The sequence below is a fragment of the Streptomyces sp. ISL-43 genome, from assembly GCF_018614195.1.
Classification (GTDB): domain Bacteria; phylum Actinomycetota; class Actinomycetes; order Streptomycetales; family Streptomycetaceae; genus Streptomyces.
Map to the genome: position 1 here is coordinate 20,841 of NZ_JAGGOT010000029.1, position 14,992 is coordinate 35,832.

General features: G+C 73.1%; 12 protein-coding genes. 1 reads left to right on the forward strand and 11 read right to left on the reverse strand.

The features are described 5' to 3' along the window. The 3 genes from J7F03_RS16255 to J7F03_RS16265 form a co-directional block, all read right to left on the reverse strand. On the reverse strand, positions 1-2,328 hold the full coding sequence (locus J7F03_RS16255; RefSeq protein WP_214950069.1) for a M48 family metalloprotease: 2,328 nt from the start codon (positions 2,326-2,328) through the stop codon (positions 1-3). Between the two features lie 8 nt (positions 2,329-2,336). After that, positions 2,337-3,011: a hypothetical protein gene (locus J7F03_RS16260; protein ID WP_214950071.1), complete on the reverse strand. Its 675-nt coding sequence runs from the start codon at positions 3,009-3,011 to the stop codon at positions 2,337-2,339. A 197-nt stretch (positions 3,012-3,208) separates the two neighbouring features. Next, entirely contained in the window at positions 3,209-4,060 is an 852-nt protein-coding gene (locus J7F03_RS16265) for a class I SAM-dependent methyltransferase (protein ID WP_214950073.1), read from the reverse strand. Between the two features lie 71 nt (positions 4,061-4,131). Here J7F03_RS16265 and J7F03_RS16270 point away from each other — a divergent pair, with 71 nt between their 5' ends. Next, positions 4,132-4,773, forward strand: coding sequence for a PadR family transcriptional regulator (locus J7F03_RS16270; protein ID WP_214950481.1), 642 nt, complete (start codon positions 4,132-4,134; stop codon positions 4,771-4,773). A 69-nt stretch (positions 4,774-4,842) separates the two neighbouring features. Here the strand turns inward: J7F03_RS16270 and J7F03_RS16275 are convergent, their stop codons facing one another. The 8 genes from J7F03_RS16275 to J7F03_RS16310 all read right to left on the reverse strand — a co-directional run bounded on the left by J7F03_RS16275 (position 4,843) and on the right by J7F03_RS16310 (position 14,952). Then, the gene (locus tag J7F03_RS16275) at positions 4,843-6,267 is read right to left on the reverse strand and encodes a cytochrome P450 (protein ID WP_214950075.1); all 1,425 of its coding nucleotides are present in this window, start codon (positions 6,265-6,267) and stop codon (positions 4,843-4,845) included. A 3-nt stretch (positions 6,268-6,270) separates the two neighbouring features. Continuing rightward, positions 6,271-6,477: a hypothetical protein gene (locus J7F03_RS16280; protein ID WP_214950077.1), complete on the reverse strand. Its 207-nt coding sequence runs from the start codon at positions 6,475-6,477 to the stop codon at positions 6,271-6,273. Between the two features lie 172 nt (positions 6,478-6,649). Then, positions 6,650-7,273, reverse strand: a complete 624-nt coding sequence (locus J7F03_RS16285; protein ID WP_214950078.1) for a hypothetical protein — start codon at positions 7,271-7,273, stop codon at positions 6,650-6,652. Between the two features lie 18 nt (positions 7,274-7,291). Beyond that, positions 7,292-7,879, reverse strand: a complete 588-nt coding sequence (locus J7F03_RS16290; RefSeq protein ID WP_308379607.1) for a sigma-70 family RNA polymerase sigma factor — start codon at positions 7,877-7,879, stop codon at positions 7,292-7,294. Between the two features lie 102 nt (positions 7,880-7,981). Further along, positions 7,982-9,271, reverse strand: coding sequence for a S8 family serine peptidase (locus J7F03_RS16295; RefSeq protein WP_214950080.1), 1,290 nt, complete (start codon positions 9,269-9,271; stop codon positions 7,982-7,984). Beyond that, positions 9,268-12,612, reverse strand: coding sequence for a right-handed parallel beta-helix repeat-containing protein (locus J7F03_RS16300; protein ID WP_214950082.1), 3,345 nt, complete (start codon positions 12,610-12,612; stop codon positions 9,268-9,270). Before J7F03_RS16300 ends, J7F03_RS16295 begins: the two co-directional genes overlap by 4 nt. Before the next feature lie 58 nt (positions 12,613-12,670). Beyond that, positions 12,671-14,095: a hypothetical protein gene (locus J7F03_RS16305; RefSeq protein WP_214950083.1), complete on the reverse strand. Its 1,425-nt coding sequence runs from the start codon at positions 14,093-14,095 to the stop codon at positions 12,671-12,673. 65 nt (positions 14,096-14,160) lie between these two features. Continuing rightward, on the reverse strand, positions 14,161-14,952 hold the full coding sequence (locus J7F03_RS16310) for a type VII secretion system-associated protein (RefSeq protein WP_214950084.1): 792 nt from the start codon (positions 14,950-14,952) through the stop codon (positions 14,161-14,163). Positions 14,953-14,992 lie beyond the last annotated feature (40 nt).

Sequence of the window (14,992 nt, forward strand, 5' to 3'; positions counted from 1 at the left end):
TCAGCCCTGACGCGGTTCCGAGCCGGCCTGCCGTGCTTGCGGCCGCCTGGACTCGTGCGCCCCGTGGGCGGTGCGTCGCAGCAGGCCGGATCGGGGCGCTCTGTGCGCTCCGCCCGCCGGTGACCGTGAACCCTCCGGTGCTCGCCCTGCCGAGAAAGGGGGAGCGGAGGCAGCGCGCGGCAGGCCGGCCCTGCCGCGCCGCAGGTCGTAGAGGGCGGCCGCCGTGACGCGGGAGGACACGAGCACGCCACAGGCAGGGGCCAGGAGGGTCAGGCACAGAGAAGGCGGGATCGTGCCGACCACGAGACCCTCCACCGCTGTCAGGGCCGCGGCGCCGGCGAGGCAGCACATCGCGGCGCGCACGCGCTGCCGGAACACGGTGTCGTGCGGCGCGAGGGCGGCACCTGCGATGCCGAGGACGAACAGCATCAGTCCCAGCGACTTGGCCAGGACCAACGGCGTGGGGGACGTGGAGAAGGTCAGGAGCCGGCCCGCGACGACGAGAGCCCAGGCCGTCACCCCGAGGGTCGTCAGGTGGCACACGACGAGAAGCGAGGTGCGCATGGGGGACGATGCGGCCGTCACGGTGCCGGGGCCGTGGCCGTCGCGCACCGGCTGCTGAAGGAGGCGGGCCGGTTGAGAGCGCCGGGACAGGAGCAGGCACACGGCACCGAGGAGCGGAAGGCCGAAGACCACGGTGTAGCGGTACGGCGTGGTGGCCGCCGGAAGCGCGGTGGGGAACCAGGCGATGGGGACGAGCGCCCCGTAGACGCCGGTCAGGAGCAGGGCGGGCCGGCGGCGCAGCGCCACCGCTTCGGTGCCGAGGACCAGGAGGGTGCAGAGACCCAGGGAGACGGCGGCCGTCACGGCCAGGCCGAGGACCGCCGAGTCGGTGAGCGATTGCCACAGCATGACGGGCTGCTCGTCCGGGGGGTGCTCATCGGTGATCGGCCCGGGATGGATCAGGCAGCCCAGGCACAGCCCGGCCCAGAGACAGGCGGACAGCCTGGCCAGGCGGGTCGTCAGGTGGACGCCGCGGTGGTGCGGGCTGCCCCACGCGAGGACGGAGTACCGCAGGCCCAGGCCGATGACGGGCCCTGCGACAAGGAGCAGCGGCAGGGTGGCCCAGACGTACACCGGCCGGAGCGTGTGCAGATCGGCCAGTTCGAGGATGCCCGTGCGGAGCGCGAACATCGTGAGGTCGAAGCTGTGCACCAGCACGAGGTTCACGGCGAAGGTGAGGATGCAGCCGATCAGGGCCGCCTCCCATCCGGTGAACTCGTCGGCGAGCGCGGGACGGACCAGCGCCGCCCTCCTGCGGGCGAGCGAGGGATGCGTGGCGAAGGGCCAGGCGGACGTCTCGCCTCCCTTGTCGGGGCGTTGCTCGGCCAGCCGGACGAGGAAGCGGTCCAACGACTGCCGGGACGCCTCGGCGTTGTCGGCGCCCGCGGGGTGGGCGGCCGCGAACGCGTCGGCGTGCAACTCGCGGGAGTGGAGGTAGCTGTTGCGGGCCGCGTAGACCACGCAGGTGAGCAGCGCGAGCTGCAGGCACAGCGCGCGCAGCCCGGAGCCGTCGGCCGCGAATCCCGTGAGGGAGAGACAGAAGGCGGCGGCGACCAGCGTGACGAACGCCCACCACAGGGCCGTGATGCCCTGGGTGACGTCGAGGTCGCGGTTGCGGATGTGACCGAGTTCGTGGAGCACGACGGCGTCGAAGGCGGCCGGGTCCTTCACCAGCAGGCCTTCCATGCCGCTCGCCAGCTCGATGTACCGCCGGCCCGCGTGCCCGAAGGCGACGGCGTTGGCCGTGTTGTCGACGGCGTTGAACAGCACCGCGTGCACGGTGACCCCCGCGTCGGCCGCGAGCCGTCGTAAGGCGGTGTCGAGGCAGGGAAGGGGCGTGCCGTCCGCGGCGACGGCGCCGGCCTCCTGCGGATGCTCGGACTTGAGGCCGTACCGGAGGATGGTCAGGTAGGGAAGCAGCCAGTAGAGGAGGAATCCGCCGCCCGCCAGCACGCCGACGGCCAGGCCCGCACGCTGCTCGGGACGGTCGACGGGGCGTACTCCGCACTTCCGCGCGATGGTCTCGGCGACCTCGGAGCGGTAGGGCTCCGGGATGAGGGTCCGCTGCCAGAAAGGGGTCGCGGCGGCTCGCTGTGCCTCCTCGGCGGTGTAGGGCAGCGTGCGGCGGAACTCGGACTCGATCTCCGCGGCACAGGACCGGTGGTTCGAGGCGGCCTGTGCCTGACTGTCGGGTGTCGTCGGGAAGGCGATGGCGCCGGCAGCGACGGTGAGGGCGAACCAGAACAAGAGTGCCCGCAGGAACACGGCGGTCGTCAGCGGTCGGCCGACGGCGGCCCGTCGTCAGCGGGCGGGCTCGGTGGGTTCGAGGGGGTCGAGGGGGTCGAGGGGGTCGGCGGGTTCGGTGGGAGGGCGTCCGGGGCGGTGCCCTCGGTGGCGGTGGGGGCCGTCCTCGTACCCAGGGAATGGACGAGGTGCGCCAGCGCGGCGTCGGCGATGCGCCGGGCGAGTTCCTCGGGTACACGGTTGCCGCGGGCGGCAGCCAGGGCACTGGCGTGCCAGCGCACCAGCTCGGCGGCCGTGGGCTCGGGCGCGGCGGCCGGGGTGGGGACGTGGGGCGGCGTGACCGCCGCCGCGGCCTCGGCCCGACGCTGCCTGCGCCGGCGCAGCCGGCCCCGGGTCCGTTGGGTCAGACCGCCGACCACTTCCGTGGACACCGCTCCCAGCAGTGCCGTGGCCACTGCCAGGGCGGTCGGCGTCAGCAGGTCCGCGGGGAGCCCGAACGGATCGAATCGTGTCGTGCGGCGGCCGCTCCAGGGCAGGCGCCGGCGGAAGTGCGCCCGTGCGCGCTGCTCGAAGCGCCGTGCCTCGAGCGGCGCCAGGTCGATGACCACACGCCGCGCGATGTCCTGGGCCAGCTCCCGGCGCTCCCGGGAAAGCCGTCCGGATGCCTCGCCGAGGCGCGTCGTCGCCGCCGATTGAGTCGTCATGGGTGGTTGTCAGCCCCTCACACCCCGGTGGGATCATCACCCGTGGGATCTTCGCAACTACCGTACGTGAAAAAGTGTCTGGCGTGTTCCGGCGGTATGACAAGGCCGCCCGGCGCATGGGCCGGGAGTGTTGTGTCACATCGGGGCGATGTTTGAGGCTGTGGCGACTCGGCTCCCTTTCGCCTCCCGGCGGGTCGTCACGGGCGGGTCGCCCGGATGGTCCAGGTCGCCGAGGCGTAGAGGACACCGGTGTCGGTGTCGTGGTCGGTGAGGGTGGCTCTCAGGTTGCCGACGGCGCGGCGCCGGCCTTCCTCGTCGAGTTCGTCGACCATCCAGCCGAGCAGGCCGAGTGTGAACCGCTCCGCGTCGTCGGCGTCTTCGCCGAACCACATCGCCTCGCTGTGAGGTTCCAGCCGGATGTCCGTGAAGCCGGCGGCGCCGAGGACGGTCCGGACCCGCTCCGGGTCCGCGAGCGCGAAGGGCCCGGGGGCGTCGGGCGCGGGAGTGGGCAACGGGCGTCCGGCGGCCAGGGCCTGGGTGAACGAGAGGAACCACTCGTTGGCCGTGGCCGGTTGCCAGACCAGTTGCACGAGGCGTCCGCCGGGGCGCAGCGCGCCGGCGATGTTGCGGAACGCGGCGACCGGGTCGGCGAAGAACATCGTCCCGGTGCGGCTGACGGCCACGTCGAACGCCGCGGCGGGGAAGGGGTGGACCTGGGCGTCGGCCTGGACGAAACCGGCGTTGTGCAGCCCTTCGGCCGCCGCTCGCCGCCGTGCCACCCGCAGCATCGCGGCCGACAGGTCCACGCCCACGGCCCCGCCGCCGCTCGCCCGCCGCGCGGCGTCGCGGGTGGTCTGGCCGGCGCCGCAGCCGATGTCCAGCACCTGGTCGGCGGCGGATATGCCGGCCGCGGCAAGGAGGTGCGTGCTATGGGGGCGCACCGCGCGGTCGAACCGATCCGCGTGCTCGGCCCAGTACGCGCCTTCCTCGCCGTCCCAGGCGCGGGCCTGCTCGGCGTTGGAGGGATCGACCTGAAGAGTGCTGATCATGGCCACCACCGTTTATACTCTCAAAATACTCCCAAAGGGACTATTTACCGGATTACATCCCAAGGGTGGCGATGTCAATGGACCCGGCGCTCACCACCACGTCCTACGCGATCCTCGGGCTGCTCTCGGTCCGGCCCTGGAGCACGTACGAGCTCGCGCGGCAGATGGACCGCAGCCTGGGCCGCATCTGGCCCCGTGCCCAGAGCAAGCTGTACGAGGAGCCGAAGAAGCTGGTCCGTCACGGCCTGGCCGAGGCGACGAAGGAGGCGGTCGGGCGGCGGCCGCGCACCGTCTACAGCATCACCGCCGAGGGACGGCGCGAGCTGGCCGACTGGCTGCCCCGACCGAGCGCCGGGCCGGTGCTGGAGTCCGAACAGCTACTGAAGGTGTTCTTCGCCGACTCCGGGACCAGCGCAGATACCCTGGCCACCCTCCACGCCGCCCGGGCCTGGGCCGAAGAGCGCAACCAGGGCAACGTGGCGGCCGCGCAGGCCTATCTCGCAGGCAACGCCCCGTTCCAGGAACGGGCCGCCCAGACCGTACTCGTCGGCCGCTTCCTCACCGACTACTACCGGCTCGTCGCCACCTGGGCCGAGTGGGCCGCGGCGATCGTCCAGCAGTGGCCCGACGATCCCGCGGACGCCGCCCCCGACCCCACGGAGGTGGCCGAGGCCCTTCGACGGGCAAGCTGGGGTACGGCAGCGGCCGAGTGATGAGGAGACCGGACCGGGGGACGCGACGGGTTCCCGTCGCGGCTCCCGTGCCCGGACCGGGCCTGCGGGTCACGTCCGTTGTGGTGCCTGCGGGAGGCCGGACGGGGGCGTTCCGGTGAACGGACACCGGGCTGCCTGGTCGTCGTGGGGCTGTGCCGAGGTGGTTGGTTGCCGATCGCCGGGTCGGTGGCCGGGAGGGTGGGGGCGATGGGTGACATCGAGGGTGAGGTTGTGGGGTTGGAGGATGGTGCGCGTGCTGAAGACGGTTGAGGTGCCGGGTGATTGGGTGATCGCGTAGTGGCGGGCGAGGGTTGCGGTGGCGATGGTCATGGCGGTGGTGGCGAAATGTGTTCCGAGGCAGTTGCGCGGTCCGCCGCCGAAGGGCATGAACGCGTATTTGGGTAGCGGGTTGGCGGGACGGTCGATCCAGCGGTCCGGGTTGAACGCGGTGGGCTGGTGGTAGTGGTGGGGGTCGCGGTGGAGGGCGAAGGGGCTGACGGCGACACTCTGGCCGGGCTGGAGCGGGTAGCCGGCGAGTTCCGTGGGCTCCTCCACGGTCCGTCGCAGGAGCCAGAGCGGGGGGTAGAGGCGGAGGGTCTCCTTCACGACGGCTTCGGTGAAGGCCAGTTGGGGCACATCGACGGCGGTGGGGAGTCGGCCCGCGAGCTCCCGGTCGGCCTCGTCCCGTACCCGCTGATGGACTTCCGGGTGCCGGTCGAGGAGGAGGAGCAGCCAGGCGAGTGCGGCGGCGGTGGTCTCGTGGGCGGCGAACAGGTTGGCGACGATGACGCTGGTCGCGCCTTCGTGGGTGATGGCGCCTTCGTCGCCTGCGGTGTTGAGGAGGTCCGCGACGACGGACGGGGAGTCGTCCCGCCTTGTCGTGCGCCGCCGGCGTATCAGGTAGGAGACTTCGTCGGCGAGGTCGCGGCCGGCGCGCTGGAGGCGGCGTTTGCGCAGCGAGTGCCAGCGGGCCGGCAGGGGCAGGGTGGGGGGCAGGAGTGCGTCCTGCAGGCGGGCGAGGCGGTCGGGGACACTGCCGGTCTCGGGCCCGAGGCAGAATTCGGCGATGAGGTGCGCGGTGAGATCTTCCAGTGCGGGGATCGCTTCGATCCTGCCGCGTGCGCGCCAGGTTTCCGCGTGGCGGACGACGGTCGACGCGAGGCTGTCATCGGCGGCGCGCAGGCTGGTCCGGTTCAGGCCGCGTCCTGCCAGGCTTCGGGCCCGCATCCACAGGGCCAGGTCTTCGGAGGCGCGGCTTCCGTCGGTCGCCTCGCCCAGCAGGTCACTGGAGATGGCGTAGGTGGTGTTGGTGTGCTTGAGGACCTCCTCCGCCAGGACGGGCGAGTTCACGATGTACAGGTCGTCGTCGAAGCGGACCACGTCTCCGTACTGCTGCTGGTCGAGCAGGAAACCGAGGTGGTCCCACTCGAACGCGCGCCTGTTGCCGTGCCGCCCGGCCCCTGCGGGGCCGGGCGGCACACGAGTGGACAGCATCGGCTACCGCGCCTGTACGTAGTAGTAGTAATACGCGCTGGAATGGTCCTGGCCTCCGAGCGTGCTGCTCCGTTGCACCTTCGCCCCGGAGGGATCGTTGGCCAGCTGGGCGGAGCTCGTTGCGGCATGGGCCGACCCGGCGCCGAGGAGCGCGGCGACGGCGGAGGCGGCGATGAGGAGCGACTTGCGGAGGGGGATCAGGGCAGCCATGGCTGTCCTCCTGTCTCGGGGTGCTGAGCGGCGGATCCGCCCGGTACGTTGCACTCAGTACGCCACCCCGGAGGCCCTGGGGGCACGCCACGGCAATACGTGACGTGCCCCTCGCGCCCGCGTCTGGCACAATGCTCCGCCTCCCCCGCGGACGATCATGGCCAGGAGGGCGTCAGCCCGATGATGTGGTCGGGTAACCCCGGCGGCCGGGAGCCGCCCCTGCGGCGGGTGCGGCCCCTGCGGCCCCTGTGGCGGGAGCGGCCGTGCCGCCCGACGTGGCGGGGCGGGCCGGGATCCCTCCGGACGCCGGGATCCCGTTGCTCGACGAGGCCGGCCGGGCGGCAGCGGCCGGCAGGGCGGCGCCCGCCCGCTGCGGGGCGAGGGCTTCGCCGACGGTGACACTGGGGACCAGGAGGGCGGTTCCCTTGGGGACGGCGTCCACGAGCGTGTGGTGGAGTTCCTGCGCGGCGCCGGCGCGGTCGATGCGCAGGACGAGGTTGCGCTCCTGCGTCCGGCCGGGCCAGTCGTGGTCCTTGCTGCGCACCACCTGGCTCTCCATCCCGCCCACCGACTCCCAACGGCTCGTCACAGCACGGATGTTGGGGCGCCATTGGTTGTCGTACCGGTGCTCCAGCGCCAGATCCCAGCTCTGCGCGTCCACCAACTGCGTCGCCCCCACTGTGCCCGGAATGACCAGCCGGGTGCGGCTGCCGTGCACGGTCACCACCGCCCGCTGGGGCCAGTCGGCGTCCACACCGATCACCGTGATGCGGCAGGATCCCTGATACCAGGCCATGACTCTCCTTCGCTTCCGCTACCGGGAGCGGGTCGATCCGTGGTTGACGGGGGCCAGACCGCGCGCCTCCAAGAGGGGCGCAAGGGCGCGGACGGCATAGAAATTGCGGGACTTGACCGTGCCCGTGGGCACGCCGAGGGCGCGACCGGTCCTGGCGGCGGTGTGATCGTCGAAATGCAGGTGCCTCAGCACCTCCCGCTGGTGCGGCGGCAGTTCGCCCAGTGCGCGGCCCACGTCGTGGGCGGCGAGGACCTCGTCGTACGGGTCCTGGGCGGTGCCCCGCTCCTCGTGCGCCTCGCCGCCTACCTCTTTGACGCGTGCGGCCGCCATCCGGAAATGGTCGATCGCGATGCGCCGGGCCACGGTGAACAGCCAGGGACGGGCGTGCTCGGGCCCGCGGACCAGCGCTCGCGGATTCTGCCAGGCGCGCAGGAAGGTCTCCTGGAGGATGTCCTCGGCCTTGCCGCGGTCCCCGTTGGCCATCCGGAGCAGGGCCCGCAGCAAATAGGGGGCGTGGAGCCGGTACAGCTCCGCCAGGGTGTCCTGGTCCAGCGTCGTGGCCGCCGCCGTGCTTCCGTCGGCGGACTCGAATGCGGGTGTCGTCACTGCTTTGCTCCCGGGCAGGGGGTGGGGACGGGACTGCAACGCAGCCTGTCAGCGCGCGCAAACGCCCCGCTAAGCAACGCCTAACGCCGCCCGCACCGCGCGTTAGCGGTCCCGGCGGGTTCCCGCGTCGCTCTCCTCGTAGCGGCCCGGCCGCCAGCCGCGACGCAGGCCGCGGGGAACCACGCACGCGAGGCCGACCGCCGCGAGCGCGGTGGCGAAAGCCGCGCCCATGACTCCGTAGGCCACCCGCGCACCCCCGTCGCCGGGCTCCTCGGGCATGGCCAGCCGCTGTAGGGCAGGGGACCGTTCGGTCACATCACCCTCCTCCGGCAGGACGGTGGTCGTGGCGGCGACCGGGTCGAGGAAGCCGTAGCCCAGGTGCGCGTCGGGCAGGGTCGTACCGGGGTGGTAGGCCGTGGACTTCAGCCGGTGGACCAGCTGGCCGACGCTCAGGCCCGGCCGGTAGCCGAGCACCAGCGCCGCGGCCCCGGCGACCTCGGCGGCCGCGAAGCTCGGTCCCGACGCCGTGAAGTGCCCGCTGCCCGACGGGCCCGTGCTCAGCACCGAGTCCCCGGGCGCCACCAGATCCACCCGGCCCGTGGGGGCCTGCCCGGCCGGCGCTCCGCCGGGCCCGCTGTCGGCCACCGCGAGCACCTCGGGGTAGGCGGCCGGATACACGGGTGCCTTGTTCCCCGGGGTGTCGGCGGCGGCCGGGGCGACGATCAGCGCGCCCTTGGCGGTGGCGTACTTGACGGCCTCCGCGAGGGAGTCGCCGGCCGAGGGGCTGACGGCGGCCACGGCGATGACGCGGGCGCCCCCGTCGGCCGCGGCCCGGATGCCCTTGGCCAGCAGCTCGGCGTCGGTGTTGCCGGCCGCGTCGGTGACGGTGACGGTGAGGATCCGCGCCCGGGGTGCCATCCCGGCGAACCCGGTGCCCGGGCCCCGCTTCGCCGCGATCAGTCCGGCGACGAAGGTGCCGTGTCCCACGCAGTCCGCTCCCTGTCCGGCGTCGTGGAACCTGGGTCCGGACAGCATCCGCTCGCCGAGGACCCCGGCCGTGTCGTCCACGCCCGAGCCCACCACGGCGACCAGTACGCCCTCCCCTTCGGTCAGCGGCCACACCGCGTCGGGGCGCAGGTACGCCTGCGCCCACGGCACCCGGCCGCTGACCCGGTCCGAACCCTTGCGGCAGCCGTTCTGCCGGACGTCGGGCAGGGTCTGCGTCATGCCCGGCAGCGAGTCCGGCTCCCCGTCGGCGAGCGCCCGTGCCGCGTCCGCCCGCGCGGCCGCGGCCCCCGGAACCAGCCCGAACACCCCCGACGCACCGCACACCGCGAAAACCCCGAAGAGGGTCGTGGCGGTGAGGCTGCGGCGTACCGCACCCGCCCTCACGCGGCGCTTCCCGTCCGCGCGGAAACGGGCAGGTCCGACGGCAGCAGGAGGCTGATCTCCGACAGGTCGTCGAGCTCCAGCCGGCTCAGCCGCCCCGCCTGACGGGTGATCATCGACTCCAGGGTCTGCCGGGCGAACCTGCCGTTGCCGAAGGTGCGGTCGCGCGGTGCCGCGGCGAACAGCTCGTGCAGCGCGGCGGCGGTGTCCGGCGCCAGGACGTAGCCCGCGGCCTCCGCCTGCTTCGTCACGATCTCCACCAGCTCGCCGTCCGAGTAGTGCTCGAAGAGGATCTGCCGGGAGAACCGGGAGGCGAGACCAGGGTTGGACGCCAAGAAGCCCTCCATCTCGTCGGAGTACCCGGCGACGATCACCGCCACCTCGTCGCGGTGGTCCTCCATCAGCTTCATCAGCGTGTCCACGGCCTCCTGCCCGAAGTCGTTGCCGCTGCCGCCGCGCGGCGTCAGCGTGTACGCCTCGTCGATGAACAGGACACCGCCGCGGGCCCGGTCGAAGGCCTCCTTCGTGAGCTGCGCGGTGTGGCCCACGAACCGGCCCACCAGGTCGGCCCGTGCCACCTCCACGAGCTGGCCGCCGGGCAGCACGCCCAACTCCGCGAGGAGCCTCCCGTACAGCCGCGCCACCGTGGTCTTGCCGGTACCGGGCGCCCCCGCGAAGACCAGGTGGTGGCTGATGGTCGCGGTCGCCAGCCCCGCCTCCCGCCGCCGGTTCACCTGCTTGATCAGATTGACCAGGTCCTGGACCTGTTCCTTCGCGGCCGACAGCCCGATCATCGCCCGCAGCTGGTCGAGGAGTGCGGCGCGGGGCGCGCCGTCGGCCGCCGAGTCCGGGGCCGGCGCCGCCACGTCCTCGGGCAGCAGCAGTGCCAGGTCCGCGTTGGCGAACTCCGTGAGGCCGGCCAGCCGGGAGGCCTGCCGGTCGACCATCTCCTCGAACACCTTGCGGGCCGCCCGGCCGTTGCCGAAGTCCGCGCCCTTCGCCATGGTCTCGAAGTGCCGGGTCAGGGCCTCGTGAGTGCCCTCGGACAGCTCGTAGCCGTGGCCGTGGGCCGACAGTTCCACGATCGTGGTGAGCTCGGCGTCCGAGTAGTTCTCGAAGTCGACCGTACGGCTGAAGCGCGAGGCGAGGCCCGGGTTGGAGTCCAGGAACCCGCGCATCTCCTCGGAGTACCCGGCGACGATCACCACGATGTCGTCGCGGTGGTCCTCCATCAGCTTCACCAGCGTGTCGATCGCCTCCCGGCCGAAGTCGGGACCGCTGCCGCCGCCGCCCTGCGACAGGCTGTACGCCTCGTCCAGGAACAGCACCCCGCCCAGCGCCCCCTTGAACACCTCGGTGGTCTTGATCGCCGTACCGCCGATGATGGACGCGACCAGGTCCGCGCGGGCCACCTCCACCAGGTGGCCGCTGCGCAGTGCCCCCAGCTCCGCCAGGATCGTCCCGTACAGCCGGGCCACGGTCGTCTTGCCGGTGCCGGGGGGTCCCGCGAAGATCAAGTGCCTGCTCATGGGGAGCGCGGGCATCCCGGCCAGCTCACGCCGCTTGGCCAGCTTGTTCAGGTTGACCAGTGTCTCCACCTGCTCCTTGACGCCGGCCAGTCCGACCAGGGCGTCGAGGACCGCCCGCGGGCCGTCGGGTGCGACCGGCTGCGCCGGCCCCCCGGGCCCGGCCGGTTCGCCCGCCCCCTCCTCGGCGGACCCGCCACCCGCGGGGGCGGTCGCCGAGCCGTGCGCGTCCGGCATCGCGTTGCCCCGGCTGGTCAGGTTCTCCACCGCGAGTCGCGTGCCCGGCTTGGTCTGGCGCAGTCCCGACCCCCGGTTGTCGACGACGGCGCAGTCGTGCACCCGTACCGCCTCCGTCGAGTCGACCCGGATGCCGTCGTGGGAGTTCTCGGCCGCCTCGCACGCCGTGAGCGTGGCGCGGCCGCCGGGGGCCACGGTTATGCCGTGGCGGCGGTTGGCGCGGGCCCGGGTGCGCGTCGCGGTCAGCTCGCCGCCGTCCTCCACCACCGCTCCGTCCTCCACCGACTCGGCCAGATCGCAGTCGCGCAGCGAGGCGACGCCCCCGCCGCCCACCGACACCCCGGCCGCACCCGTACCCCGTACCGAGGTGTCGCCGACGTAGGCGTGGCCGCCCTCGGAGATCCGTATCCCGGACCCTCCGGTGGACCCGATCTGCGAACCCTCCACCCGGCCGCGGCCGTTGCGCGTCACCTCAACGCCGTGGCCGCGGACGTCCAGGACCGTCAGACGGCGCAGCATCGGATTGGCGCCGTCGGTCACCAGTACTCCGGCGCCGACCCCGTCGCGGACCTCCAGCCGGTCGAAATCGGGTGCGCTGTCCCCGCTCAGCCACACGCCTGCTGCCCCGCAGTCGCGTACGGCGACCCGGGCGAACGAGGGGCTCGACGACTCGTCGACCCGTACCCCGGCGCCCTCCGCGCCGCTGACCTCGCACTCCTCGAAGGTGCCCCGGGAGCGGCCGGTGACGTGGAGGCCGTCCCCCTTCGTGCGGGACGTACGGCAGCGCCTCAGCACCGGATCGGTGCCGCCCGCGAGCGCGATTCCGTGGCCGGTGGTGTTCGTGACCGTGCAGTCCTCCAACAGGACCCGCGAGGCCGAGCTGATGTACACGCCCAGCACGCAGTCCCGTACCGTCGTGCGCAGGACGCGGGTCGTGCTGTTCTCCTCGAGTGCCACGGCGGGCTTGTCGGTCGAGGAGATCTCGCAGTCCTCGATGGAGCCCTTGCCCTCCCCGTTGGCGCACACGCCGTTGCCGCGCGCGTCGCGCAGCACGCAGTTGCGAATGGTGGGATTGGCGCGCTCCCCGATCACCACCGCCGAGGTGCCGAGGTGCTCGATGACGCAGTCCTCGATGACACTGGCTCCGGTGGACGTCTCCACGATCCCGGCGCCCGCCGGGTTGACCACCCGGCAGCCGCGCATCGCCAGAGTGCCCTGCTGGCGGGTGAGCAGGGCCGTCCAGGAGCTGCCCACGACCTCGCAGTCCTGCAGTGCCGCCTGGCCGCGGGGCACGTCGACGGCGGGCAGTTCGTCGTCGTTGCCCTGCAGTACCAGTCCGGTCAGCTGCACGGCCTCGGCGACGACCTGGACGACCGCGCCGCTGCGCGGCGCGACCTTGACGCTGCCCCTGGCGTCCTCCGCGGTGATGGTCACCATCTTGTCGATCACCAGGTTCTCTTCGTAGAGACCTGGACGTACGGAGATCACCGCGCCGCTGCGCGCCACGTGGAGGGCTTCGCCGATCGTGCGGTACGAGCCACTTCGTGACTGCGCGCACACGGTCAGCACAGGGCGCGACATGACTGGATGGTCCCTTCGGTGGGGGAGGGCGGGGGAAGGCGGGTGAGGGGAAAGGGAGTTACGCGGTGCAGGAGACGCGTACGGCGGACGCCGCGTCGTGGGCGTACGTCTTCGTGTTGCCGACCCAGTCCTGGCCCCGGTCGTGCAGTTTCACCGCGAGCTGGCCGTTGCGCACGTCATACGTGCCACCGTCGACCCAACTTCCGTAAGTGGAACGCTGGTTGATGACGAAGGAGTCGATCGTTCCGCTGCCCGGGGAGAGCGAGTTCTGCACCGTGTAGTAGGCCGGGCTGCCGCCGACCGCCTTGATGTCCTTGTTGTTCGGGATGTACACGGACACCTTGCAGCGGCCGCTGGTCACCGGGCCGGTGCGGAAGGTCCACAGCGCGTAGTTCCCGTTGTCCTCGCCCGCCGCGCCCGACATCGGGATGGCGGTGAAGCTCCCCTTGCAGCCGTTGCCGCTCCAGCCGCCCGAGCTGTAGGTCTTCCAGCCGGCCTGCCCGTTGTCGAACCAGCCGTGCTGGCTGTACCCGGTGCCGCTGTCCGAGCAGCCGGCACCGGCGACGGCCTGGTACGTCTTCGCGGCGGCGGGCGGCGCGGGATCGGGCGCGGGGGGCCGGCCGGCCCCTCCGTCCCCGCTCGTGGGGGTGCCGCCACCGCCGCCACTGCCGCCGGAGCCGTTCGAGCCGGTGCCGCCGGGCGAACCCGCGCCGCTCTGGGCGGAGGATCCGCCCAGACCTGCGCCGCCCGCGTTCTCCGCGTTGGTGTAGCCGCCCTGGGCGCCACCCGCGGAGTTCGGGTCGCCCTGGCCGGGGGAGGGGGCGCCGCCCTGAAGACCCTGCGGCGGCACCGGGTTGCCGCGGTCGTCGAAGCCGGGTACGAAGCCTTCGGGGCCGCCCGCCGGACGGTTCATCCCGGCCGGCGGCGGTGCGTCGGAGCCGCGCGCGGGCCCGCCGCCGCCCAGCTGGGACAGCACCAGGGGCAGCCCGATCAGGACCAGGCCGCCGACGAGGGCCGCCGCGACCACCGGCTTGGGGATCCGGCCGACGCCCTGCCCGGTCGATGCGCCCCCCGCCGCGCTTTCCGGAGCCGCGATGGCGGCCACGAATTCCCCGAGGACGGGGCTCGGGGACGCGGCGGACTCGGGTTCGGCTTCGGTTTCGGGGTCCGCCTCGGTTTCCCCCTCTGGATCCCCCTCTGGGTCCGCCTCGGTCGCCGCCCCGGTTGCCGCCTCGGGAGACGCGGGGCCGGGCGGCGCGGGCAGTACGCGAGGGGTGCCCGGGGGCGCGGATTCGGCCTCGGATTCGGCTACGGCCTCGGCCTCGGCCTCCGGTTCGGCCGAAGTGCCTGCGGGACCGTCCGGTTCCTCCTCGGCCCAGGCGACTGCCGGAAGCTGGATACCGCCTGCCGCTGCTACAGCTGCTGCCGCCGGTGCCGGTGCCGGCGCTTCGCCCTCGCCGTTGCGCCGTTCGCTCTGCTCCACCGCTCATCCCCTCCGCACGCCTTCAGACCCCTACACGGCTCGACGGATGGGCACCCCCGGAGGGTTCACGGCCGTACGTCGCTCGGCGGGCCGTCGCTCGTGACGCGGACGCGCGGGATTGGCGCGAGGGGCTCCGGCAGGGTGGCGGGGGTCGCGCCCTCGGGCCGCGCCCTCGTTTCCCCCTCCGTCGGCAGCTCCTCGGGCAGCTCCTCGGGCAGCTCCTCGGGCAGTTCCTCAGGCCCCTGATCCGGCTCCCGCCGGAGGATCTCCAGGGCAGCGCGCAGTACGGAGTCCTCGATCCGCATGGCGACGCCGGCGGTCGGGTTGACGTACAGCTCGTGGCCCTCCGGGAGCAGGGCGGCCAGTTCGGGCAACGGCAGCACCTGGTAGGCGAACCGCCCGGCGACCTGCAGGTACGAGGCGGAGGAGTAGACCGCGACGACCGGTGTGCCGTCCGGGGCCGCAGCCGTGACCGGGAGGCCGTCGGCGGTCGTGTGCACGGCCAGGGAGGCCTGGGCCAGAGCGGTGGAAACCGCTTCGGCGGGGCCGTATCCGGTGGCGGAGAGCTGGACCGCCGAGTCGAGCGCGTCGGTGGGCTGGGGCCAGCCGAGGCTCTCGGGGGAAGGGCGGTACTCGGGGTTCTCCTGCCACTCCACGACCTCCCCGGCCTCGTCGGAGCGCCACTGCCCCCGTACCGCCCAGACCGGCGGAGCCTCCTCGCCGTCCCACGCGGGGTCGATGACGGCAAGCCAGTGCTCCGGCGCCTGCCGGGCAGCCTGGCGGATGTCCTCGGGCACGGGCGGCAGCCCGGCTGCGGCTGCGGTGTCGGCGGGGGTCGGGTCGGGGGTGTCGCTCATGGTGTCCTCGAACTGGTGAAGGGGGCGGTGGGAAGGAAAG

Coding starts and splice junctions, on each gene's coding strand:
- J7F03_RS16260 (WP_214950071.1), bottom strand. CDS start 3,011: ATGACGACTCAATCGGCGGCGACGACGCGCCTCGGCGAGGCATCCGGA.
- J7F03_RS16265 (WP_214950073.1), bottom strand. CDS start 4,060: ATGATCAGCACTCTTCAGGTCGATCCCTCCAACGCCGAGCAGGCCCGC.
- J7F03_RS16270 (WP_214950481.1), top strand. CDS start 4,132: ATGTCAATGGACCCGGCGCTCACCACCACGTCCTACGCGATCCTCGGG.
- J7F03_RS16275 (WP_214950075.1), bottom strand. CDS start 6,267: ATGCTGTCCACTCGTGTGCCGCCCGGCCCCGCAGGGGCCGGGCGGCAC.
- J7F03_RS16280 (WP_214950077.1), bottom strand. CDS start 6,477: ATGGCTGCCCTGATCCCCCTCCGCAAGTCGCTCCTCATCGCCGCCTCC.
- J7F03_RS16285 (WP_214950078.1), bottom strand. CDS start 7,273: ATGGCCTGGTATCAGGGATCCTGCCGCATCACGGTGATCGGTGTGGAC.
- J7F03_RS16300 (WP_214950082.1), bottom strand. CDS start 12,612: ATGTCGCGCCCTGTGCTGACCGTGTGCGCGCAGTCACGAAGTGGCTCG.
- J7F03_RS16310 (WP_214950084.1), bottom strand. CDS start 14,952: ATGAGCGACACCCCCGACCCGACCCCCGCCGACACCGCAGCCGCAGCC.